General features: G+C 73.6%; 23 protein-coding genes. 13 read left to right on the forward strand and 10 right to left on the reverse strand.

Annotated elements, in window-relative coordinates; translation table 11 throughout:
• Positions 1–105 precede the first annotated feature (105 nt).
• From ACIA8O_RS13705 to ACIA8O_RS13735, 7 genes are all read left to right on the forward strand, one after another.
• The gene (locus tag ACIA8O_RS13705; RefSeq protein ID WP_396293888.1) at positions 106–435 is read left to right on the forward strand and encodes a hypothetical protein; all 330 of its coding nucleotides are present in this window, start codon (positions 106–108) and stop codon (positions 433–435) included.
• Positions 432–824 (forward strand): hypothetical protein, encoded by a 393-nt coding sequence (locus ACIA8O_RS13710; RefSeq protein ID WP_396293889.1) that lies wholly within the window; start codon positions 432–434, stop codon positions 822–824. The genes ACIA8O_RS13705 and ACIA8O_RS13710 overlap by 4 nt, the downstream gene beginning before the upstream one ends.
• Positions 821–1,354, forward strand: a complete 534-nt coding sequence (locus ACIA8O_RS13715; RefSeq protein ID WP_396293890.1) for a VOC family protein — start codon at positions 821–823, stop codon at positions 1,352–1,354. The genes ACIA8O_RS13710 and ACIA8O_RS13715 overlap by 4 nt, the downstream gene beginning before the upstream one ends.
• 3 nt (positions 1,355–1,357) lie before the next feature.
• A complete protein-coding gene (locus ACIA8O_RS13720) occupies positions 1,358–2,470 on the forward strand; it encodes an NAD(P)-dependent alcohol dehydrogenase (RefSeq protein ID WP_396293891.1) in 1,113 nt (370 codons plus the stop codon).
• Positions 2,471–2,574: 104 nt separating this feature from the next.
• Positions 2,575–3,216 carry a response regulator gene (locus ACIA8O_RS13725; RefSeq protein ID WP_396293892.1) on the forward strand — a complete coding sequence of 214 codons (642 nt, stop codon included), beginning with the start codon at positions 2,575–2,577 and terminating at the stop codon, positions 3,214–3,216.
• Between the two features lie 229 nt (positions 3,217–3,445).
• Complete coding sequence (locus ACIA8O_RS13730; RefSeq protein ID WP_396293893.1) at positions 3,446–5,458, forward strand: GAF domain-containing sensor histidine kinase; 2,013 nt, start codon at positions 3,446–3,448, stop codon at positions 5,456–5,458.
• A 108-nt stretch (positions 5,459–5,566) separates the two neighbouring features.
• Positions 5,567–5,743 (forward strand): hypothetical protein, encoded by a 177-nt coding sequence (locus tag ACIA8O_RS13735; RefSeq protein ID WP_396293894.1) that lies wholly within the window; start codon positions 5,567–5,569, stop codon positions 5,741–5,743.
• Positions 5,744–5,820: 77 nt separating this feature from the next.
• On the opposite strand, the gene ACIA8O_RS13740 is transcribed toward ACIA8O_RS13735, so the two are convergent.
• Positions 5,821–6,627 carry an alpha/beta fold hydrolase gene (locus ACIA8O_RS13740; RefSeq protein WP_396293895.1) on the reverse strand — a complete coding sequence of 269 codons (807 nt, stop codon included), beginning with the start codon at positions 6,625–6,627 and terminating at the stop codon, positions 5,821–5,823.
• A gap of 88 nt (positions 6,628–6,715) precedes the next feature.
• Complete coding sequence (locus tag ACIA8O_RS13745) at positions 6,716–8,518, reverse strand: multicopper oxidase family protein (protein ID WP_396293896.1); 1,803 nt, start codon at positions 8,516–8,518, stop codon at positions 6,716–6,718.
• Positions 8,519–8,881: 363 nt separating this feature from the next.
• Between ACIA8O_RS13745 and ACIA8O_RS13750 the strand changes: the two genes are divergently transcribed.
• Complete coding sequence (locus ACIA8O_RS13750; protein ID WP_396294256.1) at positions 8,882–10,186, forward strand: M28 family metallopeptidase; 1,305 nt, start codon at positions 8,882–8,884, stop codon at positions 10,184–10,186.
• A 113-nt stretch (positions 10,187–10,299) separates the two neighbouring features.
• Here the strand turns inward: ACIA8O_RS13750 and ACIA8O_RS13755 are convergent, their stop codons facing one another.
• The 4 genes from ACIA8O_RS13755 to ACIA8O_RS13770 all read right to left on the reverse strand — a co-directional run bounded on the left by ACIA8O_RS13755 (position 10,300) and on the right by ACIA8O_RS13770 (position 15,570).
• Positions 10,300–12,000 carry an acyl-CoA dehydrogenase family protein gene (locus ACIA8O_RS13755; protein WP_396293897.1) on the reverse strand — a complete coding sequence of 567 codons (1,701 nt, stop codon included), beginning with the start codon at positions 11,998–12,000 and terminating at the stop codon, positions 10,300–10,302.
• 22 nt (positions 12,001–12,022) lie between these two features.
• On the reverse strand, positions 12,023–12,568 hold the full coding sequence (locus ACIA8O_RS13760) for a PadR family transcriptional regulator (protein ID WP_396293898.1): 546 nt from the start codon (positions 12,566–12,568) through the stop codon (positions 12,023–12,025).
• A gap of 122 nt (positions 12,569–12,690) precedes the next feature.
• Positions 12,691–14,199 (reverse strand): DUF4246 domain-containing protein, encoded by a 1,509-nt coding sequence (locus tag ACIA8O_RS13765; RefSeq protein WP_396293899.1) that lies wholly within the window; start codon positions 14,197–14,199, stop codon positions 12,691–12,693.
• 93 nt (positions 14,200–14,292) lie between these two features.
• Positions 14,293–15,570, reverse strand: coding sequence for an ALF repeat-containing protein (locus ACIA8O_RS13770; protein ID WP_396293900.1), 1,278 nt, complete (start codon positions 15,568–15,570; stop codon positions 14,293–14,295).
• 98 nt (positions 15,571–15,668) lie between these two features.
• Here ACIA8O_RS13770 and ACIA8O_RS13775 point away from each other — a divergent pair, with 98 nt between their 5' ends.
• A complete protein-coding gene (locus ACIA8O_RS13775) occupies positions 15,669–16,658 on the forward strand; it encodes a winged helix DNA-binding domain-containing protein (protein WP_396293901.1) in 990 nt (329 codons plus the stop codon).
• Between the two features lie 83 nt (positions 16,659–16,741).
• A complete protein-coding gene (locus tag ACIA8O_RS13780) occupies positions 16,742–17,194 on the forward strand; it encodes an SPW repeat protein (RefSeq protein WP_396293902.1) in 453 nt (150 codons plus the stop codon).
• Positions 17,195–17,258: 64 nt separating this feature from the next.
• Here the strand turns inward: ACIA8O_RS13780 and ACIA8O_RS13785 are convergent, their stop codons facing one another.
• Positions 17,259–18,644 (reverse strand): class II fumarate hydratase, encoded by a 1,386-nt coding sequence (locus tag ACIA8O_RS13785; protein WP_396293903.1) that lies wholly within the window; start codon positions 18,642–18,644, stop codon positions 17,259–17,261.
• Between the two features lie 52 nt (positions 18,645–18,696).
• The gene (locus ACIA8O_RS13790) at positions 18,697–18,876 is read right to left on the reverse strand and encodes a hypothetical protein (protein ID WP_345279251.1); all 180 of its coding nucleotides are present in this window, start codon (positions 18,874–18,876) and stop codon (positions 18,697–18,699) included.
• Positions 18,877–18,997: 121 nt separating this feature from the next.
• Here ACIA8O_RS13790 and ACIA8O_RS13795 point away from each other — a divergent pair, with 121 nt between their 5' ends.
• The 3 genes from ACIA8O_RS13795 to ACIA8O_RS13805 are packed head-to-tail and all read left to right on the forward strand — an operon-like array spanning position 18,998 to position 20,621.
• On the forward strand, positions 18,998–19,426 hold the full coding sequence (locus tag ACIA8O_RS13795) for a hypothetical protein (RefSeq protein ID WP_396293904.1): 429 nt from the start codon (positions 18,998–19,000) through the stop codon (positions 19,424–19,426).
• The gene (locus ACIA8O_RS13800) at positions 19,423–19,653 is read left to right on the forward strand and encodes a helix-turn-helix transcriptional regulator (protein WP_396294257.1); all 231 of its coding nucleotides are present in this window, start codon (positions 19,423–19,425) and stop codon (positions 19,651–19,653) included. Before ACIA8O_RS13795 ends, ACIA8O_RS13800 begins: the two co-directional genes overlap by 4 nt.
• Positions 19,650–20,621 carry an NAD(P)-dependent alcohol dehydrogenase gene (locus tag ACIA8O_RS13805; RefSeq protein ID WP_396293905.1) on the forward strand — a complete coding sequence of 324 codons (972 nt, stop codon included), beginning with the start codon at positions 19,650–19,652 and terminating at the stop codon, positions 20,619–20,621. The genes ACIA8O_RS13800 and ACIA8O_RS13805 overlap by 4 nt, the downstream gene beginning before the upstream one ends.
• Here the strand turns inward: ACIA8O_RS13805 and ACIA8O_RS13810 are convergent.
• A complete protein-coding gene (locus tag ACIA8O_RS13810; protein WP_396293906.1) occupies positions 20,573–20,968 on the reverse strand; it encodes a DUF2809 domain-containing protein in 396 nt (131 codons plus the stop codon). The genes ACIA8O_RS13805 and ACIA8O_RS13810 overlap by 49 nt on opposite strands.
• A gap of 58 nt (positions 20,969–21,026) precedes the next feature.
• Positions 21,027–21,749 carry an SDR family NAD(P)-dependent oxidoreductase gene (locus ACIA8O_RS13815; protein ID WP_396293907.1) on the reverse strand — a complete coding sequence of 241 codons (723 nt, stop codon included), beginning with the start codon at positions 21,747–21,749 and terminating at the stop codon, positions 21,027–21,029.
• Positions 21,750–21,794: the final 45 nt, after the last annotated feature.

Genomic DNA, 21,794 nt, shown 5'->3' on the forward strand with positions numbered 1-21,794 from the left:
CATCCCGGGGCCACGGCAGGGCCGGAACGGGACACCGCGCCCTGCCGCCCGGGACAGCGGGCGGGACACCGTCGAAGCAGAGAGAACGAGCAAGGAGCATCGGACATGACCAGCACCGCGATCACCGCCCTCCACCGGGGCCGCGCCGTCGACCCCGGCCGGGTGCTCACCGGACCGCTGCGCGGCGTCGGGCTCTCCTGGCTCGACCCGGGCGAGGGCGTCCACCTGACCTCGGACGGGGTCGAGCACACCGTCTACGTCACCGCCGGCGACGGCGAGGCGGCCACCGGGGAGACCGAGGTGCCGCTCGCCGAGGGCACCGCCGTCACGCTGCCGCTGGGCGGCGAACTCACCCTCACCGCCGGCGGTTCGGGCCTGGAGTACTTCCACGCCGTCCTCGCCGTCCCCGCTCTCCCGGGAGATGACCCCCGATGATCGTCACCACCGCCTCCGCCTCCGCGATGACCGTGGTCGGCCCCGGCAGCGAACGCGTCCGGGTCTCCTGCCTGGCCCGCCGCGACCTGGTCCGGGCCGACTGCGAGTCCTTCGAGCACCTGCGGCTCAGCCCCGGCGCCACCCACCTGCGGCCCGGCCGCCGGGAGACCGAGTCCGCCTGGTTCGTCCTGCGCGGCCCGGTGCTGGCCGACCAGCACCCCGGCGAGGCCCACCACCTGGCCGACACCGGCGACCTCCTGCTGGTCCCGGCCGGCCAGGAACTGGTCCTGCGGGCCGGCCCGCTCGGCGCCGAGCTGCTCTGCCTGACGCTGGGCGCGGCCCGGCGGCCCCGGCGCCGCCCGCGGCTGCGCAAGGCCGTCCGGCCGTGACCGGCATCCCCGGTGCCCGCGCCGTCCACCACGTCGCGTACACCGTCCCCGACCTGGAGGAGGCCGTGGCCTTCTTCACCGGGCTGCTCGGCGCCGAGCTGGTCTACCGCACCGGCCCCGTCCAGGACCCGGACGGGGACTGGATGGAGCGTCAACTCGGCGTCCACCCGCGGGCGGTGGCCCACATCGCGATGCTGCGCCTAGGCCCGGTGGGCAACCTCGAACTCTTCCAGTACGAGGCACCGGGCCAGCGCCGCGAGCTCCCGCGCAACAGCGACTGGGGCGGCCACCACCTGGCCATCGCGGTGGCCGACGTGGACGCCGCCGCCGAGTACCTGCGCGCCAACGGCGTCGAGGTGCTCGGCGAGCCGGAGACGGTGGCCGACGGCGGCCCGATCGACGGCGACCGCTGGGTCTACTTCCGCGCCCCCTGGGGCCTCCAGCTCGAACTGATCGACCTGCCGCCCGGCCTGCCGTACGAGCGGCGGACCTCCGCCCGGCTCTACCGCCCCGACACGGACTGGAGTTGACCGATGATCAGCGCCACCGCCGCGGTGGTCCGCGGCCCCGGGGAGCCCTTCCGGCTCGAACCCGTGCTGCTGGAGGAACCGAGGCCGGACGAGGTGCTGGTCGAGGTCGCCGCCGCCGGGATCTGCCACACCGACCTGAGCGTCCGCGCCGGGCACACCCCCGGCCCGCTGCCGGCCGTGCTCGGCCACGAGGGGGTCGGCACCGTGCGGCGGACCGGCCGCGCGGTGACCGGGCTGCGGCCCGGCCAGCAGGTGGTGCTGACCTTCGCCTCCTGCGGGCTCTGCCCCGACTGCCGCACCGCGCGGCCGATCCGCTGCGAGCACTGGCCCCGGCTCAACCTGTTCGGCGGCGCCCGGGCGGACGGCAGCCCCACCCTGCGGGCGGCCGACGGCTCGCCGCTGCACGGGCACTTCTTCGGCCAGTCCTCCTTCGCGACCCACGCGCTGGTGACGGAGCGGAACGCGATCCCGGTGCCCGCCGGCATCCCGCCCCGACTGCTGGCGCCGTTCGGCTGCGGGGTGCAGACCGGGGCCGGCGCGGTCTTCAACGTGCTGCGCCCGGAGGTCGGTTCGACCCTGGTGGTGTTCGGCGCCGGCGCGGTCGGCCTGGCCGCCGTGCTGGCGGCCCGCCTCACCCCGCTCACCGGGCTGGTCGCGGTCGACGTCCGGCCGGACCGGCTGGAGCTGGCCCGCGAGCTGGGCGCCACGGCGGTGGTGGACGCCACGGCCGAGGACCCGGTCGAGGCCGTCCGGCGGGTGACCGGCGGCCGGGGCGCGGAGTACACCCTGGAGACCAGCGGCCGGCTGGCCGCGCTCGGCCAGGCCGTCGGGGCACTGGCGGTCGGCGGCACCTGCGCCGTGGTCGGCGCCCCGCCCCGGGGCAGCGAGCTCGCGCTGGACGTGCCGGGCCTGCTGGACCGCACGCCGCGGATCGTCGGCGTCAACCAGGGCGCGAGCCTGCCCGGGCGATTCCTGCCCGCGCTGGTGGAGCTGCACCGCACCGGCCGGCTGCCGCTGGACCGGCTGGTGCGGACCTACCCGTTCGCCGAGATCGAGCGCGCGGCGGCCGCCGCGGAGGCCGGCGAGGTGGTCAAGCCGGTGCTGGTGATGGCCTGACGCGCCGTCAACCCCGGCCCGCCCGCCCGCATGTCACGCTAAGTCATACATTCACCACTGGTAGTGTCGGCCGGGTGGATGAGCAGCAGAGAGATGCCGGTGCCGTGCGTGTACTGATCGTCGATGACCACCCCCTCTTCCGGGAGGGGCTGAAGGCCGCGCTGCAGAGCGCCGAGGGCATCGAGGTGGTGGGCGAGGCCGAGACGGTGGCCGCCGTCCCCGGGGCGGTCGCCGACTGCCTGCCCGACGTGGTGGTGCTCGACCTCTCGCTGCCGGACGGCTCCGGCCTGGAGGCGGCCCGGCTGCTGGCCGCGCAGACCCCGACCGCGCCCGTGCTGATGCTGACCATGGCCGACGACGACGGCAGCCTGCTGGCCGCCCTCCAGGCCGGGGCCCGCGGCTACCTGGTCAAGGGCGCCGGGCGCGACGAGGTGCTGCACGCGGTGCGCACCGTCGCGGCCGGCGGGGCGGTCTTCGGCTCCGACATCGCCGCCCGGATCACCGCCCTGCTGGCCGGCACCAAGCTGCGCGAGGCCGGGCAGCTCTTCCCGACCCTGACCGCCCGCGAGGCCGAGGTGCTCAACCTGGTCGCCAAGGGCCTGGACAACCGCCGGATCGCCCGCGAGCTGGTGGTGGCCGAGAAGACCGTTCGCAACCACGTCACCCACATCTTCGAGAAGCTCCACGTGGCCACCCGGGCCGAGGCGGTGGCCCGGGCCCGCGACATGGGGCTCGGAGACGACTGAGACCGGCCGGTACGGAGCGCCCCGCAGGGGCGCGGGGAACTGCGCGCCGGGGAACGGCACCACGTGCAACTGGCTCACATGCCCCGATCCAGCAGTGGTCCGCCTTCCGTACTCGCGCAGTTCCCCGCGCCCCTGCGGGGCCAGGTCGGGACCAGCGGCCCGTGCGTCCGGGACACCGGCCGGGGGAGCATGGGCAACCCCAAGGGGCCACGGGTGAGGAGCACAGCCGATGAGCCAACCTCAGAGCACCAGCACCGCCCGGGCCCTCGCGGTGTCCGGGCTCGCCCTTCTGGCGGCCCTGCTCTGGGCGGCCCTGGCGATCGCCAACCCCGGTCGCGGGTTCGAGCAGGAGTACTTCTACGACGGCGGCTGGGTGGCCTTCGGGCTCACCCTCGCGCTCTGCGGCGTGGTGCTGGTGCTCAACCGCAACGCCGTCGGCCTCGGCGTCCTGCTGCTGCTCTCGGGCCTGCTGATCCCGGTCGGGACGGCCGCCGAGCTGGTGGCCGGGCTGACCGGGGCCGGTCCGGGCGCGGTCTGGGCGTCGACCTCGGTGGCCTTCGCCTCGCAGGTCTGCTTCATGGCGCTGCTGATCGCGCTGCCGCTCTGGCTGCCGGGCATGCGCCTGCCCGCCGGGGCGAGGTGGGCGCTGCCCGGCGTGCTGCTGCTGGCCCTGCCGCTCGGGATGGTCAACGTCTGCCTGCACAACCCGATCTACGGCCGGACCAACCCCTACGCCGAGAGCCCCTTCTACGCCTGGCTCGACTCGTGGTTCAGCCTGTCGGTCTCGTACCACGTGCTGCTGGCCGCCACCTGCCTGACGCTGCTCGTCGCGGGCGTCCGCTGGTACCGCTCGCCCGGGCCGTACCCCTTCCAGCGCGAGCTGGTCGGCGCCTACCTGCTCTGGAACGTGCTGGTCACCGTCCCGTACTACGTCGGCTTCGACACCGAGTGGCTCCCGTACGTGACCTTCCTGGCCGGGGTGGTGGCCTGGGCCCTGGTGCCGGCCGCCGCCTTCCGGCGGGACCACTCGCTCGCCCTGGACCGGGCCACCCGCCGCTACCTGGTCGGGTACGCCTTCGGCACGCTGCTCTTCGTGCTGGTCTCGGCCGCCGCCGTGCTGGCCCAGCTCCTGCTGCCCGGCGGCTCGGCCGGGGCCCGCTGGGCGCTGCTGCTCAGCGTCGGCGCGCTCGGTGCGCTGCTGCAGCCGGCGGCCCACTCGATGACCCGGCTGGTCGACCGCTACTACTACGGGGAGCGGGCCCAGCCCTACCAGTTGGCGCGCGGACTGGCCGAGCGGATGAGCCACACCGTCAGCCCCGCCGAGGCCCCGCCGCTGCTCTGCCGGACGGTGGTGGAGGCGCTCGGCCTGCCCGGGGCCCTGCTCCAGGTGGAGACCAGGGCCGGGGCCCGGGAGCTGGCCCGGCTGGGGGAGCCCGGCCCGGCCGCCGAGAGCTTCCCGCTGAGCTACGAGGGCGCGGTGATCGGGCAGTTGACGGTCTCTCCGCGCTCGGGCCAGCGCGAACTGGACCGCCAGGACCGCGAGGTGCTCCGGCTGCTGGCCGACCAGGCCTCGCCGGCCATCGCCGCGATCGGCCTGTACGAGGACCTCCAGGACAGCCGCAAGCGGATCGTGCTGGCCCGGGAGGAGGAGCGGCGGCGGCTGCGGCACGACCTGCACGACGGGCTCGGCCCCGCGCTCTCCGGGCTGCGGCTGCAGGTGGACGCGGCGCAGACCGGCCTGCCGCCCGGCTCCGCCGCGGCCGGGTCGCTCACCGCGGCCTCGACCGGGATCGGCTGCGCCATCACCGAACTGCGCCGGATCACCGACGGGTTGGCCCCCGCCGCACTGGACGGCGAGGGCCTGTCCGGGGCGCTGCGCGGGCTGGCCGACGGGCTGGGCCACCGCTCGCTGCGGGTCACCCTGGACCTGGACCCGGACCCGCTGCCGCCGCTGCCGGCCGCGGTGGAGGTGGCGGTCTACCGGATCAGCGGCGAGGCGCTGAACAACGTGGTGCGCCACTCCGGGGCCACCTCCGTCCGGCTCAGCCTGCGGGTCGGGCCGGAGGAGGTCACCGTCGAGGCGGCGGACGACGGCGCGGGCTTCCCGGCCCACCACTCGATCGCCGGGGTCGGCCTGCGGTCGATGGCCGAGCGGGCCGAGGAACTGGGCGGCACCTTCACCGCCGTGAACGACTCCGGCGGGGCCCGGGTCCGCGCGGTCTTCCCGCGCGCCCACGGCTGAGTGGTCGGGACCGGGCGGGGACCAGGAGCTCATGCGGCCGGGACTGGTCCGGACGGAGAGTGGAACGGAACCCGCTCCCCGGCGGGCCGCTACACCGGAGGCGATCCCATGACCATCGTGAAAGCCCGGCCGATACCCGGACCGCGCCCCGCACCCGGCACGTACGAGCCGCTGCGGATCACGTGCCGGCCGGGCATCCCGCGCCGCCCGCACAAGCCCAAGCCCGAAGGGGAGCCCAAGCCGGACGACGAGCCCAAGCCGGACGAGGAACCGGAAGGGCGCTGAGCAGGGCCCCGAGACCCACTGAGATCCGTACCACGCGGCCCGGCCGGGGCGATCCCCGGCCGGGCCCCGACATGCGCTCAGGGCGCGCGCAGCACCAGCTCCGCGAAGCGGTCGGGCCGGGAGAGGTTGAGGAAGTGGTCGGCCCCCGCCACCGTGACCAGCTCCGCGCCGGGGACGCCCGCGGCGATCCGGGCGGCGCAGCGGTGGGTGTACGGGAGGTCGTGCTCGCCGACCGCGACCAGGGTCGGGGCGGTGACCGCCGCCAGGTGGGCGATGCCGGGGCGGGCCGGCTCCAGCGGTTCGGCGGGGGTGCCGAGCAGGAAGTCGGGGGAGTCGGCGTAGAGCCGGGCCAGCCGCAGCCGCCGGGCGGGGGTGGCCCGCGGTGCCCAGACGTCGAGGTCGGCCAGGGCGGCGGCCTCCCGGTCGCCCCGCTCCACCGCCTCGGTACGCGGCACCAGGGCGGCCAGCAGCGCGTCCAGGTCGGCCCGTTCGGCCGGGGTGGGGTCGGGCAGGTGCAGCGCGGTGCCGACCAGCACCAGGCGCTCGACCCGCTCGGGGTGGGCGACGGCGAAGTCCAGTGCCTTGCGGCCGCCGTCGGAGGAGCCGGCCAGGGTGGCCCGCTCGATCCCGTGGGCGTCGAGGACGGCCAGCAGGTCGGCGGTGAAGGACCAGGGCACGGTGGCCCGGGCGGAGCGGCGGCCGACGGAGCGGTCGTCGTACCTGGTCACCCGGCGGTGCGGGGTGAGTGCGGGGAGGTCGTCCTCCCACATCCGCAGGTCCACCGAGCCGGCGTTGAGCAGCACCAGGTCCGGCCCCCGGCCGGCCGTGGTGCTGAACAGCTCGCCGTCGGGGACCGGGACCACCAGGTCCTGAGGGATCGTCAAGGGGGGCTCCGTCCGGGCCGGTCGGCGATGGGCCGGACCAGCTGAGCAGAGCCCCGGGGGCGGATGCCAGTGAATTGGGTGGTGCGGGTCAGTGGTGGTGGCCGTCCATCGGGCCCATGCTCGGGTCGAGGGCCATCACGGCCATCGGGGAGACGGTGAACGGCCGCATCATGCCGTCGTCCTCGTGGTCGAGGATGTGGCAGTGGTACATGAACTTGCCGGTGGCGCCGGTGAACTGCCCAGCCACCCGGACGAGTTCGCCGGGGGCGACGGTGACGGTGTCCTTCCAGCCCTGTTCGGCGGCCGCGATCACCGAGGGCGTGCCCCAGGTGACCGGCTTGCCGACCGGGGTGCCGCCGGCCACCCGGTCCATGGTGGTGGTGTCGCAGGCGGCCCGGGTGAGGATCTGGAACTGGATCAGGTGGATGTGCACCGGGTGCAGGGCCAGCGGTGCCAGGTTGACGATGGTCCACTGCTCCCAGGCGTCCTCCATGATCCGCCAGTTCAGCCGGTCGTTGAACTCCCGGGAGATCCGCCGGTAGGTCCGCTCGGGCTGCCCCTCCTGCCGCAGCTGGACCAGGCCGTCCTCGACGGTGCCGGGCGGCGGCACCTCGGCGGCGGGCACCTCCGCCATCTCCCAGAACTCGAACATGTTCTGCGGGGTCTGGTGGATCATCAGCATCCGGTGCCCGTGGTCGTGCGGGATGTCGTCGTGGCTGAGCCGCCGGAAGCTCGGCGAGAGCACCGCGGGCAGCGCGAACGGCTCCTCGCAGCCGTCCGGTTCGGCGACCCGGAACTCCATCACCTCCGGGTCCGGCAGCCGGTTCGCCGGGTCGGGCACGCCGACCGGGTCGTCCTCGCCGATCCCCGCCCCCTCGGCGGGGGCCGGGGCGGAGTTGACCAGCCGCAGGGTGCGGCCGGCCAGGGCGGTGAAGTCGACCAGCAGGTCGGCCCGTTCGGCCGGGGCCAGGCTGAGGCCGGTGCCGCCGACCGGGACGGGGGTGCCGAACAGGCCCGCGTCGCTGCCGATCTGCCAGACCACGCCCGGCACCCGCTGGTTGTCCAGGTCCACCAGGTGCAGCCGGTAGGGGCGGGAGTTGGCCGCGTTCAGCACCCGGAAGCGGTACCAGCGCGGCCGCACCTCGTGGTGCGGCCAGACCACGCCGTTGACCAGGGTCCAGCGCCCGCAGTAGGGCAGCGGGCCGACGGTCTTGTGCAGCAGCTGCCCGGTCAGCGAGCCGTCCGGGGCGGTGGCGAAGTTGCGGTCGCAGAGCACCAGCGGGACCTCGAACTCGCCGCAGGGGAGGTTCAGCCGCTCCTCCTCCTCGTCCCGCACCAGGTACATCCCGGCCAGGCCGGCCAGCACGTTCAGCCTGGTCACGCCCATCGCGTGGTCGTGGTACCAGAGCGTCATCGAGGCCTGGTCGTTCGGGTACTCCGAGAGCTGGGAGCGGCCGGTGTGCACCGCGTTGTCGGTCCAGCCGTCGTGGCCGCCGTCGGTGACGGCGCCGTGCAGGTGGACCACCAGCCAGGGCGGCAGCTTCGGGCCGTCGGGGTTGAGCAGTGCCGGGTCGATGCCCGGCTCGTTCTCGGCCGGGGGCATGGTGATGTCCGGGACGTGGCCGACCTGGGCCGGGTACGGGGTGGTGACCCGGTTCTGCCAGTCCACCCGGAGCCGCTCGCCGCGCCGGACCTCGATGGTCGGGCCGGGGAAGGTGCCCTCGTAGGTCCAGAGCGGGGTGGGCGGCAGCTCGGAGTGCAGCCGCACCTCGGCCGGGACCTGGCGGACGGTCAGTTCCGCGTCGGGGCCCGGGCGGAGCACCTCGGGGATGCGCAGCGGGTCCAGGAACTTCGTCAGGTCGGTGGTCGGGGGAGGGGTGGTCTCGGGCACGGGTGGCCTCCGCGTCGGTCGGTGTACGACCAGACTGGCGCACCGGTGGTCCCGGTCGCATGAGGCAGCGGTCCCGGTCCGTCCCGTGTCACCCGTGTTGCCGGGCCGTGTCATCTCGGGCTGCTCCGTGGGCGGACGGCCCTTGCACCGTCAGGAAGCCTGCCGGGAGGGGCGGTTGAACCCCTTGACGCGCTCTTGCCCTTCACCCAATCATCATGGGCACGTCATCGCATTCCCGTCGGCCGGACACCCGTCCCGGTGGGCCCCGTACGTTCCGTTCTGCCCCACCAGAATCTGGAGCTCCCCTTGTCTCAGCATGCCGAGCAGCGTGCCCCGCGGCGATCCCGCCCGCACCGCTCCGCCCTGGCGACCGCCGCCGCCGTCACCCTGGCCGCCGGCCTCCTGGTGCCCGCCACGCTCGCCCAGGCCGCCCCGGCCCAGGCCCCGGCGGCTCCGGCCGCCCTGGCCGCCGCGCCGGACATCCCGGTGGCCAACGTGAAGGCGCACCTGACCCAGCTCCAGTCCATCGCCACCGCCAACGGCGGCAACCGTGCCCACGGCCGGGCGGGCTACAAGGCCTCGATCGACTACGTGAAGGCCAAGCTGGACGCGGCGGGCTACACCACCACGCTGCAGACCTTCACCAGCAGCGGCGCGACCGGCTACAACCTGATCGCGGACTGGCCGGGCGGGGACCCCAACCACGTCCTGATGGCCGGCTCGCACCTGGACTCGGTCACCTCGGGCCCGGGCATCAACGACAACGGCTCCGGCTCGGCCGGCGTGCTGGAGACCGCGCTGGCGGTCTCCCGGGCCGGGCTGCAGCCCACCAAGCACCTGCGCTTCGGCTGGTGGGGCGCGGAGGAGCTGGGCCTGATCGGCTCCAAGTACTACGTCAACAACCTGCCCACCACCGAGCGTTCGAAGATCGACGGCTACCTGAACTTCGACATGATCGGCTCGCCCAACCCGGGCTACTTCGTCTACGACGACGACCCCACCCTGGAGGGCGTCTTCAAGACCTACTTCTCCGGGCTCGGCGTGCAGACCGAGATCGAGACCGAGGGCGACGGCCGCTCCGACCACGCCCCGTTCAAGAACGTCGGCATCAAGGTCGGCGGCCTGTTCAGCGGCGCCGACTACACCAAGACCTCCGCCCAGGCGGCCAAGTGGGGCGGCACGGCGGGCCAGGCCTTCGACCGCTGCTACCACTCCTCCTGCGACACCACCGCGAACATCAACGACACCGCGCTGGACCGCAACAGCGACGCCATCGCCTACGCGATCTGGACCCTGGGCACCGCCACCACGCCGCCCCCCGGCCCGGTCTTCGAGAACACCGCCGACGTGCAGATCCCGGACAACGGTGCCGCCGTGACCTCCTCGGTCACCGTCGCCAACGTGCCGGGCAACGCCCCGGCCACCCTCAAGGTCGGCGTGGACATCCGGCACACCTACCGCGGTGACCTGGTGCTCGACCTGGTCGCCCCGGACGGCACCGCCTACCGGCTGAAGAGCTCCAGCACCAGCGACTCGGCCGACAACGTGATCGCCGAGTACACCGTGAACGCCTCCAGCGAGGTCGCCAACGGCGTGTGGAAGCTCAAGGTCCAGGACGTGGCCGCGCAGGACACCGGCTACATCAACAGCTGGAAGCTGAGCTTCTGAGCGACGCGTCAGGAGCGTGCTCCTGAACTGCTCCCGAAGCAGTGACAGACAGGTGAGAGGTGCGGGCCCCGGGGCGTGAAAGCCGGGGCCCGCACCCGTTGTTGGAGCCGTTGCTACGGCTGCATCTCGTACGCGCCGGAGAGCGCCTCGACCCGGGCCCAGACCTTGGCGTCCCGCTCGGCGTCCGCCACCGGGCGGCGCACCTGGGTGAGCGCCCAGGCGGCCTGCTCCTCGCTGGTGGAGGTCTTGCCGTGCAGCTCGGTGGCGTGCGCGGAGAAGTCCCGGACCAGGAAGTCGAAGATCCCGTCCAGCACGTCCGCCTCGGTGCCGGTCAACTCGGCCTGCTCCAGCACCAGGTGACCGTAGACCACCAGGGCGAAGAGCTGGCCGATCTCCAGCAGGAAGTCCAGGTCCTGCGCCTGCTCGGCGGTCGGCGCGTGCTGCAGCAGCAGCGCGCACAGGCCGTCCGCCTGCTCGCGGAAGCGGGCCACGTTCGGCAGGTGGGCGTGCGCGTCGTAGGCGGTCCGCCAGTCGTGGAAGCGGATCGCGCCCAGGCCGCGGGCCGGGCCCTGACGGAACAGGAACTCGTCGTCGGCCGCGTCCAGCCGGCTCGGCACCGGGGCGTAGTCGGTGGGCGCGAACAGGTAGTTGGCCATGAACTTGAGGATCAGCGCCAGGTTGACGTGGACCGTGCCCTCCAGCTTCGGCAGGCCGCGGATGTCCTTGGCGGCCTTGTCGAAGTAGGTGTCCGCCTCGAAGCCCTTGGCCGCGATGACGTCCCACATCAGGTCGATGACCTTCTCGCCCTCGGTGGTGACCTTCATCTTGGTCATCGGGTTGAAGAGCAGGTAGCGGCGGTCCTCCGGCGAGGCGGTACGGAAGTAGTCCACCGCGCGGGCGCTGAACAGCTTCATCGCGTTGAGGCGCAGGAACGCGTCGGCCAACTCCCGGCGCACGTGCGGGAAGTCGGTGACCTTGCGGCCGTAGAGCACCCGGTTGTGGGCGTGCGTGACGGCCTCGTACATCGCGTGCTCGCAGATGCCGACCGAGGCGGTGCAGAGGTTGAACTTGCCGACGTTCACGGTGTTCAGCGCGGCGTCGAAGGCGGCCTTGCCGGTGTGCAGCACGTCCTCGGCCCGGACGGGGTAGTCCTCCAGGCGGAACTCGGAGACGTACATCTGCGCGTTCACCACGTTCTTGACGAGGTGGTAGGAGGGGTAGCGGCTGTCGACGGCGAAGAAGACGTAGCCCTCCGGGCCCTCGACGTCCGAGCGGCGACCGAAGACCGAGACCAGGCCGGCCACGTTGCCGTTGCCGATGTAGTACTTCGGACCGGTGGCGGAGAAGCCGCCCTCGCCGTCCGGGGTGAGGATCATGTCGGTGGAGTAGATGTCCGCGCCGTGGCTGCGCTCGGACAGCCCGAAGGCCATCACGTGACCCTCCGTCAGCAGCTTGGCGGCGCGGGCCCGGACGGCCTCGTTCTCGCTCTGCCAGACCGGCCCCAGGCCCAGGATGGTGACCTGCCAGGTGTACCAGTAGCCCAGGCCGTAGAAGCCCAGGATCTCGTTCAGCTCGGCGATCCGGGCGGTGTCCCAGCGCTTGTCGGCGTCCGCGCTGCTCGGCGTCAGGAACTCCGCGAACAGGCCCTCCTTGGCGGCGAACTCCAGGAAGTCCCCGTACCAGGCGCGGTCGATGTAGGTGTCGATCAGCGCCTTCTTGCCGCGCGACTCGAACCAGTCCACGGTGGCGCGCAGCAGACGGCGGGTGGTGTCGTCGAACTGCTTCGGGTCGTACGTGCTCGGGTTGAACAGCATGTGAAGTCCTGTGGGGTGAGGGTCAGTCGGCCAGTCGGTGCAGGGTGGCGAGGACGTCGTCCAGCCAGGCGAGGGTCATCCGCTCGTACTCGATCCCGCCGCGCAGCACCACGTGCTGGAGCTGCTGCTGCGGGCTCTCCTCCGCCTGATCGCCCGGGAAGTCGCGCTGCTCGCCGGTCAGGTAGCGCTCCAGCAGGGCGGCGTGGGCGGTGCGGTGCCGCTCCACCTCGGAGATCAGCGCCGCCGGGTCGTCGAAGGCGGCGGCCCGGATCTTCACCGCCAGTTCGTGCCGGACGGTCTCCGCCTCCACCGGCTCGCGCAGCCAGTCCCCGAGGACCGACCGCCCGTCGGCGGCGACGGCGTAGACCTTCTTGTCCGGCCGGCCGTCCTGCGGCACCTCCTGGGCGGTGATCCAGCCGTCGGCCTCCATCCGGCGCAGCACCCGGTAGATCTGCTGGTGCGTCGCGGTCCAGAACCGCCCGATCGAACGGTCGAACCGGCGGGCCAGCTCGTACCCGGAGCCGGGCTGCTCCAGCAGAGAGACGAGGATCGCGTGCTCCAGTGCCATGACGGCATCCTGCTATGCAACGAGTTGCATAGGCAACGCCGCCGCGCCGTGGTGAGACGCGGATCACGCCGACGGCGGGGCGGGGAACCGGGACCCGGTTCCCCGCCCCGCCGTCGGGGGGCTCAGTGCTCGCAGAGGGAGAACTCGCGCTCGTAGAGCTGCTCGTTGTGCTCGTCCACGAAGAACTTCCGCTCCTTCATGAGCTCCTCGCGGTACGCCTCGGCCTGCTCCAGGGTCATGGTCGTGGTGGCGGACCAGGGCTGCTGCGGCGGTACGTCCGAGGTCGAGACGATCCGCTGCGACGGGTCGACGAGGAAGAACGCGAGGATCTTGCGGTGGCCCGGGCGGGTCGGGTCCGCGAGGCGGAAGGCGTCCACGCGGTGCTGGAGGACGTTCGGGAAGGCCAGGCAGCGGCCCTCCGGGGTGGGGACCGCGCCCAGCGGCTGGTTCAGGGCGTCCTCGTCCTGGAGGCCGTAGACCTCGCGCACCCCGGCGTCGTCGTTCTGCTCGTAGTACGGATCGTCGAGGGCGGCGCGGAAGCCCAGCCGGCTCTCGGTGACGTTCTCGCTGTCCCAGTAGTAGATGCCGGTCGAGACGATCCGCTCGTTCAGCATGCCCTCGACGTGCCAGGAGCCGCCGGCGTACTCGGGCTGCTCCGGGGTCAGGTGGACGGTGGCCAGCTTGACGATGACCTGGAGGCCGCGGCCCCGCAGGTCGACGCGGGCGGAGGCGTCCGGCAGGGCGGGCGGGTTGAACTCCGGGGCGTCCGGGACGACCGGGCGGCGGTTCTCGGACCACTCGTCGTACGCCTCGCTCCAGGCGGAGCGGGCCTTCGCGTAGGTGTCGTCGTCGGGGTAGGACGACCTGTGCGGGTACTCCGGCTCGGAGTCGTACCAGCCGTAGGGGTCGGCCTCGATCCGCAGCGGCCGCGGGTGCCGCAGATCGGTGAGCACGTTCTCGAACAGCGGGAGCAGGCGCGCGAAGAGGTCCGGCAGGACGGACTCCAGCGCGCGGTGCTCCTCGGGGTGGACGTTGTTGACGTACGAGCGGAAGGCGACGGCTCCGTCCTCGCCGACCTCGACGTCCGTGGGCAGCCACTGGAACCGCTCCGAGAACTCGTACTTCGCGTACTGCTTCGCCGGGTTCTGCCACGCCTGCTCGGGACCTCCGCTCACCTCCCGCACCAGACAGAACAGGGAGGGGTGGACGAGGTCCAGCACCTGGCCGCCGGACCCGGGGTGCCAGTCGCGCTCCGCTTCGGGGACCTCCTCCAGGACCCGGACCGCGTCGCGCAGCCGGGTCCTGAGCCGCTCGTCGACGAGGGTGTCCGACTGCCAGACGCCGTCGACCGCAGAGACTTCGATGCCGGTGCGCGCGTCCCGCAGGGCGGCGTAGTGCTCCAACTCGGCCAGGACGTAGCGCACCTGAGCCTCGGTCATGCCCTGCGCCACCGCCTCCCGCGTCCACCGGGCGGCGATGTCGGCGTCGTTCCTCTTGTCGAACCACGCGGGCTTGGCGCGCAACTGCGCACTGCACTGCATCATCTGCAGCTCCCGCAGTGTCCGGGGCGTCGCGAACGCCGAGGAAGGGGTGCTCTGGAAGGGAAGCGGGAAGGCGGACAGGCCGGTCACTGCTGATGGGTCCTCACGGTCGGTGTGCGGTGCCGGGAAGAATAGTCCGCAGCGCGGACACCCCTCCCGGCACCGGGCCGTACCGAGGGCCCGTCAGGACCGGGCGCTGCGGCGGCGGGTGGCGATGAGCGCGCCCGCGCCGAGGGCGACCGACGCGGCGCCGACGGCGCCGAGCTGCCCGAGCGGGGCGTCGGTGCCGGTGTAGGCGAGCCTGCCGCCGCCGACGGGCCGGCCGTCCGTCACGGCGACCGGGGTGGTGGCGGGCGTCGTGGTCGACGGGTGGGTCGTGTCGGAGGCGGGGGTCACGGTGGTGGTCTTCCCGGCCTCGGCGGCGGCCTTGGCGTCGGCCTCGTCCTTGGCGCGGGCCACGTACTGACCCTCCTTAAGGAAGGCCCGGACGTCCTCAATGGTGCCGTGGAGCGCGGTGGTGGCGGCCTTCTTGACCTCAGGCCCGCCCGCATCGCCGATCCGGGTGGCCAGCACCAGGTCATCGGTGTCGCGCAGGACCGGCAGATCCTTCGCCAGGAAGCGCTCCACGTCCTCGGCGGTCCCGGCGAGGGCCTTCGCCGCGCCCTCCCGGACGCGCGGGCCGGTCGAGGCGTCCTCCAGGAGACGGCGGAGCTCGGCGCGGCCCTCGTCCTCGGCCCGGGCGACGTACTGACCGGTCTTCAGGAACTCACGGACGTCCTCGACGGTGCCGCTCATCGCCTTGTTCGCGGCAGCCTGCACCGCCGGGCCGCCGAGGGACATGATCTGGGTGAGCCGGACCCGGTCGTCGTGTTCGGCGGCCCCGGCCAGCCCCCCGTTGAGGGCCTTCTCGACGTCGGCGCCGGTACCGGCGAGGGCCTTCTGGGCACCCTCGCGCACGCCGGGGCCGGTGTTCGGGTCGTCGACGATCTTCTGCAGCTTGGCGCGGTTCTCGTCCTCCGCGCGCGCCACGTACTGCCCGGTCTTCAGGAAAGCGCGGTACACCTCGATGTCGTCCGAATCGAACGCGGCGCGGGCGGCCTCGTAGAGCACCGGGCCCGCACCGTTGACGGTCTGGACGATCGCCACGCGGGCGTCGGAGGCGCGGATGTGCTCCATGTCCTCGGCGACGAACTTCGCCCGGTCCTCCGGGGTCCCGGCGAGTGCCGCGGCGGCGTGCTCGCGCAGGTAGCGGCTCGGCGCGACGATCAGGTAGTCGTTCGGCCAGACGAGCAGCGCCTTGATGGTGGCGGTGTTCTGCCCGTCCAGCTCGGTGCCGGCCGCGTCGACCTTCTCCAGCCCCGCCGGGGCGGTCTCGGCGAACGCCGGGGTGGCAGCGGTGGCGAGCGGTGCGGCGGCGGTGGCCACCAGGACGGCGGTGGCGAGCGAACGACGGATGTTCAACGGTCCCCCGAGGGTCTGTGCACGTACGGGCCCGGCCGCACGGTTCCAGCGGCGGGCCAGGCGATCGTACAGGGGCGAACCACCAGCAGAATGGGCGGGTGACCAGTGACGATGAGCTGCTGCGGTGGCGGATGCACAGTCAGTTCCGCGACGGGGGGACGGTGGCCGCCGTCGCCGGCCGCGCGCCGGGGATCCAGGCGCAGGACGCGGCCGCCGCCCGGCTCGGGCTGCGGGCGCGGGGGCTGACCGAGGCGGCGGCGGTGGAGCGGGCGTACGCGGACGGCGAGGTGGTGGCGAGCTGGCTGATGCGGGGGACGCTGCACCTGGTGCCGAGGGAGCAACTGCCGTCCCTGCTGGCGCTGTTCGGGGAGCGGAACATCGCCGCCGGGGCCCGGCGCCGCCGGGAGCTGGGGCTCACGGAGGAGGTGCTGGCCCGGGCGGAGCGGGCCCTGCCGGAGGTGCTGACGGAGCCGCTGGGCCGGGCCGAGCTGGTCGCCCGGCTGAACGGGCGGGGCGTCGGGGTGGAGCCCACCGGCCAGGCGCCCGCGCACCTGACGGCGTACCTGGCCGGGCGGGGCCTGCTCTGCCGGGGCGCCGAGGTGGCCCCGCGCGAGCCGGGGTACGTCCCGCTGACGGTGGAGGCGGTCGATCCGGAGGAGGCGGCCGCCGGGCTGGCGGCGCGGTACGTGGCGGCCTTCGGGCCGGTCTCGGTGGCGGACTTCGCGGCCTGGTCGGGCCTGCCGCAGGCGCTCGGGAAGCGGGCCTTCGCGGGGCTGCCGGAGGTCGCGGACGGGCTCCACGCGACGGGGGAGGCGCCGGGCCCGGGCGGGCCGGTGGTGCGGCTGCTCGGGGCGTACGACAACTACCTGCTCGGCTACCGGGACCGCTCGCTGATGCTGGATCAGCGCTTCGCGAAGCGGGTGAACGCGGGCGGCGGGGTGGTGCGGCCGACCCTGGTGGTGGACGGGCGGGTGCGGGGGACCTGGGCGCGGGGGAAGGACGGGCGGCCGGTGGTGGAGCCCTTCGAGCCGCTGCCGGAGGAGCTCTGGGCGGCCGAGGCCGGGGCGGTCGCGGAGTTCCTCGGATGAATTTCGGACAAAACTGTTAATTCCGGCACAGAATGGGTAGTGAGCAGGCGCCTGTCAAGTCGCGAGCTAAGGAGGTGGTCCTGGTGTCGACCCAGCTTCCGATGAGCATGGAGCACCATCCGGACATCTTGGAGATTCGTGACCATTACGAGCGGATCGTCTCCACACCCCGTGCCCAGGCCGTCGAGGCCCTGGCCGTGGCGGCGGGTCTGTTCCTCGCGATCTCCCCGTGGGTGGTCGGGTTCTCCGGCTTCTCCGGCCTGACGGTCAGCAACCTGGTCCTCGGGCTGGCGTTCGCCGCGCTGATGGCGGGCTACGGCTCCGGGTACGAGCGCACCCACGCCCGGGCCTGGGCCGCGACCATGATCGGTGCCTGGACGGTCATCGCCCCGTGGGCGGCGGCCGGCACCGACGCCGTCCGGCGCACCGTCCTGACCAACGTCATCACCGGCGGCCTGATGGTCTGCCTGGGCATGGCGGCGGTCTCCATGGCGGCGGGGCTGATGAGCCGTAGGGGGATGGCGAGCGGAGGCTGACGAGCCGTATCTGCACCGGGGCACGGCCGCTCACGGCCGTGCCCCGGATGCTGCGTCCAAGGGCTCAGGGGTGGGTCATCCGCAGGACGTCCAGGGCCTCGTCGAGCTGGGCCTCGGTGAGCTTCCCGGTCTCCAGGTAGCCGCGCTCCAGGACCACCTGACGGATCGTCTTGCGCTCGGCGACCGCCTGCTTGGCGACCTTGGCGGCCTCCTCGTAGCCGATGTAGCGGTTGAGCGGGGTGACCACGGAGGGGGAGGACTCGGCGTACTCGCGGGCCCGCTCCGCGTTGGCCGTGACGCCGTCCACCGTCCGGTCGGCCAGCAGGCGGGCGCTGTTGGCGAGCAGGCGGACCGACTCCAGCACGTTCCGGGCGATCACCGGGAGCATCACGTTCAGCTCGAAGTTCCCGCTCGCGCCGGCCACCGTGACCGTGGTGTCGTTGCCGATCACCTGGGCGGCCACCATCAGCACCACCTCGGGCAGCACCGGGTTCACCTTGCCCGGCATGATCGAGGAACCGGGCTGGAGGTCGGGCAGGTTGAGCTCGCCGAGGCCGGTGCGCGGGCCGGAGCCCATCCAGCGCAGATCGTTGGCGATCTTGGTGAAGCCGACCGCGACGGTGCGCAGCTGGCCGCTCAGCTCGACCAGCCCGTCCCGGGCGCCCTGGGCCTCGAAGTGGTCGCGGGCCTCGGTCAGCGGCAGCCCGGTGGCCCGGGCCACCTCGGCGATCACGGCGGCGGAGAAGCCCGGCGGGGTGTTGATGCCGGTGCCCACCGCGGTGCCGCCGAGCGGGAGTTCGGCCACCCGGGGCAGGGTGGCGCGCAGGCGCTCGACCCCGTACCGGACCTGGGCCGCGTAGCCGCCGAACTCCTGGCCGAGGGTGACGGGCGTGGCGTCCATCAGGTGGGTGCGGCCGGACTTCACCACCTCGGCGAAGGACTTCGCCTTGCGCTCCAGGGACTCCGCCAGGTGCTCCAGCGCCGGGATCAGCTCGCCGGTGACGGCGGCGGTGGCGGCGATGTGGATGGAGGAGGGGAAGACGTCGTTGGACGACTGGCTGGCGTTGACGTGGTCGTTGGGGTGGACCGGGCGGCCCAGGCGCTCGGTGGCCAGGGTGGCGATCACCTCGTTGGTGTTCATGTTGGACGAGGTGCCCGAGCCGGTCTGGAAGACGTCCACCGGGAAGTGCTCGTCCCACCTGCCCCCGGCCACCTCCTCGGCCGCCGCGGCGACGGCCGCCGCCGTCTCGGGCTCCAGCACCCCCAGCTCGCCGTTGACCTTGGCCGCGGCGGCCTTGATCCGGGCCAGCGCGGCGATGTGCGCCCGCTCCAGCCGCTGCCCCGACACCGGGAAGTTCTCCACCGCACGCTGGGTCTGCGCCTGCCACTTGGCGGACGCGGGCACCCGCACCTCGCCCATCGAGTCGTGCTCGATCCGGTACTCCTGCATGGCCTCATGCACCTCCTGTACCTGCCAGCTCTCCGGGAGCCCCGGGTATTTCCTACTGTCCCAGGAGGGTGGCGAAGTCGTAGCCCACGTCGGCGAGGGTGAGCACGCTGCCGAGGTCGCTGATCGCGCCGACCGGGATGCTGTGGCCGTCGGCGGACGGGACGGCCGAGGCGGGCGCGGCGATGGCGAGCAGGGTGGCGAGGGCGGTGATCAGCCGGGTCACGGTACGCATGCCAGGGACAACCGGCCGGACCGCGGCCCGGTCACGGGTTGTGTCAAAGATTCTTGACGTGGTGTCAGGTCTGCTTTACCTTCCATCGTGTCAGCTTTTCTTGACACCGGGGGTGGTGGGGATGGCACTGGAGGAGCGGCGGGCCTGGATCGCGGGGGTGGTCGCCGTACTGGGGTACGCGGGCTACCTGCTGGCGGTGCTGCTGCCCGAGAGCGGTCGGCCGATCGCCGAACGGCCGTATGCGGCAGCACTGTTGTGGAGCATCGGGGCGGCGGTGGTGGTCTCGGTCGCGCTGAGCGCCGCGGCCGCGCTGGTCCGCCCCGAGGAGGGTGCGGTCAAGGACCTGAGGGACCGGCAGATCAACCGCTTCGGTGAGCACGTCGGGCAGTCCTTCGTGGTGATCGGCGCGCTGGCGGCACTGCTGCTGGCCCTGGCCGAGGCGGCGCCGTTCTGGATCGCCAACGTGGTGTACCTGGCCTTCGTGCTCTCCGCGGTGCTGGGCGCGATGGCGAAGATCGGTGCCTACCGCCAGGGGCTGCCCCAGTGGTGAAGCCCACCCGGGTGGTGAACGCCATCCGCAGCCTGCGCTTCGCCCACGGCGAGATGACCCAGGCCGAGCTGGCCCGCCGGATCGGCGTCACCCGGCAGACCGTGATCGCCATCGAACAGGGCCGCTACTCGCCCTCGTTGGAGCTCGCCTTCCAGATCGCGGGGGTCTTCGGCACCCCGCTGACCGACGTGTTCCAGTACCCGTCCGACCAGGAGGAAGCACTGTGAGAGCGATCGTGCGGCACCGGTACGGCCCGGCCGAGGTCTTCGAACTCCGGGAGCTGGAGCGGCCCGTGCCCCGCTCCGGCGAGGTCCTGGTCAAGGTGGCGGCGGCCGGGGTGGACCGCGGCGTCTGGCACCTGATGACCGGACTCCCGTACCTGGTACGGCCGTTCATCGGCCTGCGGCGGCCGCGCCGGGCCGTGCTCGGCCTGGACTGCGCCGGGGTGGTGGTCGAGGTCGGGCCCGGCGTGCACGCGCTGCGGGTCGGCGACGAGGTCTTCGGCGAGGGCATCGGGACCTTCGCCGAGTACGCCCGGGCCCGCGCCGACCGGCTGGTGCTGCGCCCGCCGGAGCTGGCCCCGGCGGAGGCGGCGGTCGTCGCGATCTCCGCCGTCACCGCGCTCCAGGGCCTGCGCGACGTCGGGCGGATCGCGGCCGGCCAGCGGGTGCTGGTGATCGGCGCCTCCGGCGGCGTCGGCAGCTACGCCGTCCAACTCGCCAAGCTGGCCGGGGCGGAGGTCACCGCCGTCTGCGGACCGGCCAAGGCCGAGCTGGTGCGCGGGCTCGGCGCCGACACCGTGCTCGACCACACCCGCCAGGACTGCACCGAGGGCCCGGCCGGGTACTACGACCTGATCCTCGACCTGGCCGGCGACCACCCCCTGGCCCGGCTGCGCCGGGTGCTCACCCCGCGCGGCACCCTGGTGCTGGCCGGCGGCGAGGGCGGCGGACGCTGGTTCGGCGGCGTGGCACGGCAGTTGAGGGCGACGCTGACCGACCCCTTCGTCCGTCGGCGGCTGCGCGGCCTGATGGCGAGCACCCGGCAGGACGACCTGCTGCACCTGCGCGAGCTGCTGACCACCGGGCGGCTGCGGGTGGTGCTCGACCGGACCTTCCCCCTGGCGGAAGTCCCGGACGCCGTCCGCTACCTGGAGGAGGGCAAGGTCCGGGGCAAGGTGGCCGTCCTGCCCTGAGCCCGGCGCAGCGCCGCGGTGTGCGCGGCCGCGCAGGCGGCCGCGCCGAGGGCGTACCAGAGCAGGTCCGGTGCGTTGAAGCCGGTGCCGAGCAGCAGCCGCCAGCCCGGGTGGGCGGCCGGCACCCCGGTCAGCTGGAACAGCTCCACCGCCCAGCTGATCCCGGCGGCCACGGCCGCGGCGACGGCCGGCCGGGTGCGGGGCGCGGCCAGCAGCAGGGCCAGGTACCAGGCGACGGTGTAGAGCGCGTCGCGCAGCGCGTCGCCCACCCCGCCGGGCACGGCGACCGTCACGGCCAGCCCGGCCGCGACGGTCGCCCCGATCAGTCCCAGCACCTTCAGCCGCACCGTTCCCGTCCTCTCCCCGTCCCGGGTGAGGACTCCGGTGGCGGTGGCGCGGTTCCGCTCAGCCGTCGCGGAGCAGGCGGCGGGCCAGCGGCGGGCAGAGCCGCAGCAGGACCAGCAGGGCCCGGGAGGCGCCGACCGGGAGGACGGCCGGGCCCCGTTCCACGCCCCGGGCGATCGCGCGGGCCGCCGCCTCCGGGCTCAGCTTGCGTACCGGGCCCGAACGGCCCGCCGTCATCGGGGTGTCCACCAGCGGCAGCACCACCTCCTGCACCCGCACGTGCGGGGTGTCCGCCCGGGCCTGGTAGCGCAGCGCCTCGCAGAACACGTGCACCCCCGCCTTGGTCGCGCAGTACACCGGCGCGCTCCGCTTGGGCGCGTACGCCAGCCCGGAGGTGACCGCCACGAAGGAGGCCTCCGGCGAGGCCGCCAGCCACGGCCAGGCGGCGGCCGCCAGCTCGGCCACCGACCGCAGGTTGACCGCCACCTCCTGCTCCAGCCTCGGCAGCAGGCCCGGGGTGATCCCCTCCGTCAGCCGCTCGTGGTGCTGCACCCCCGCGTTGGCCACCACCAGGTCCAGCCCGCCGAGCAGCTCCGTCGCCACCCGCACCAGCCGCTCCGCCTCACCCGCCACCGCGAGGTCCGCCGCCACCCGGCCGCCGCCCGCCGCACTGCGCCCGCAGACCACCACCCGGGCCCCACGCTCCGTCAACTCCGCCGCCAGCGCCCGGCCGACACCCGAGGTGCCGCCGGTGACCAGCACCCGCTTGCCCTTGATCTCCATGCCCGCCATGCTGGCCCGCCCGCCGGGTTCCCACTTGTACGGGCG

Origin of the sequence: Kitasatospora sp. NPDC051853, from assembly GCF_044452665.1 — a bacterium.
Lineage (GTDB): Bacteria > Actinomycetota > Actinomycetes > Streptomycetales > Streptomycetaceae > Kitasatospora.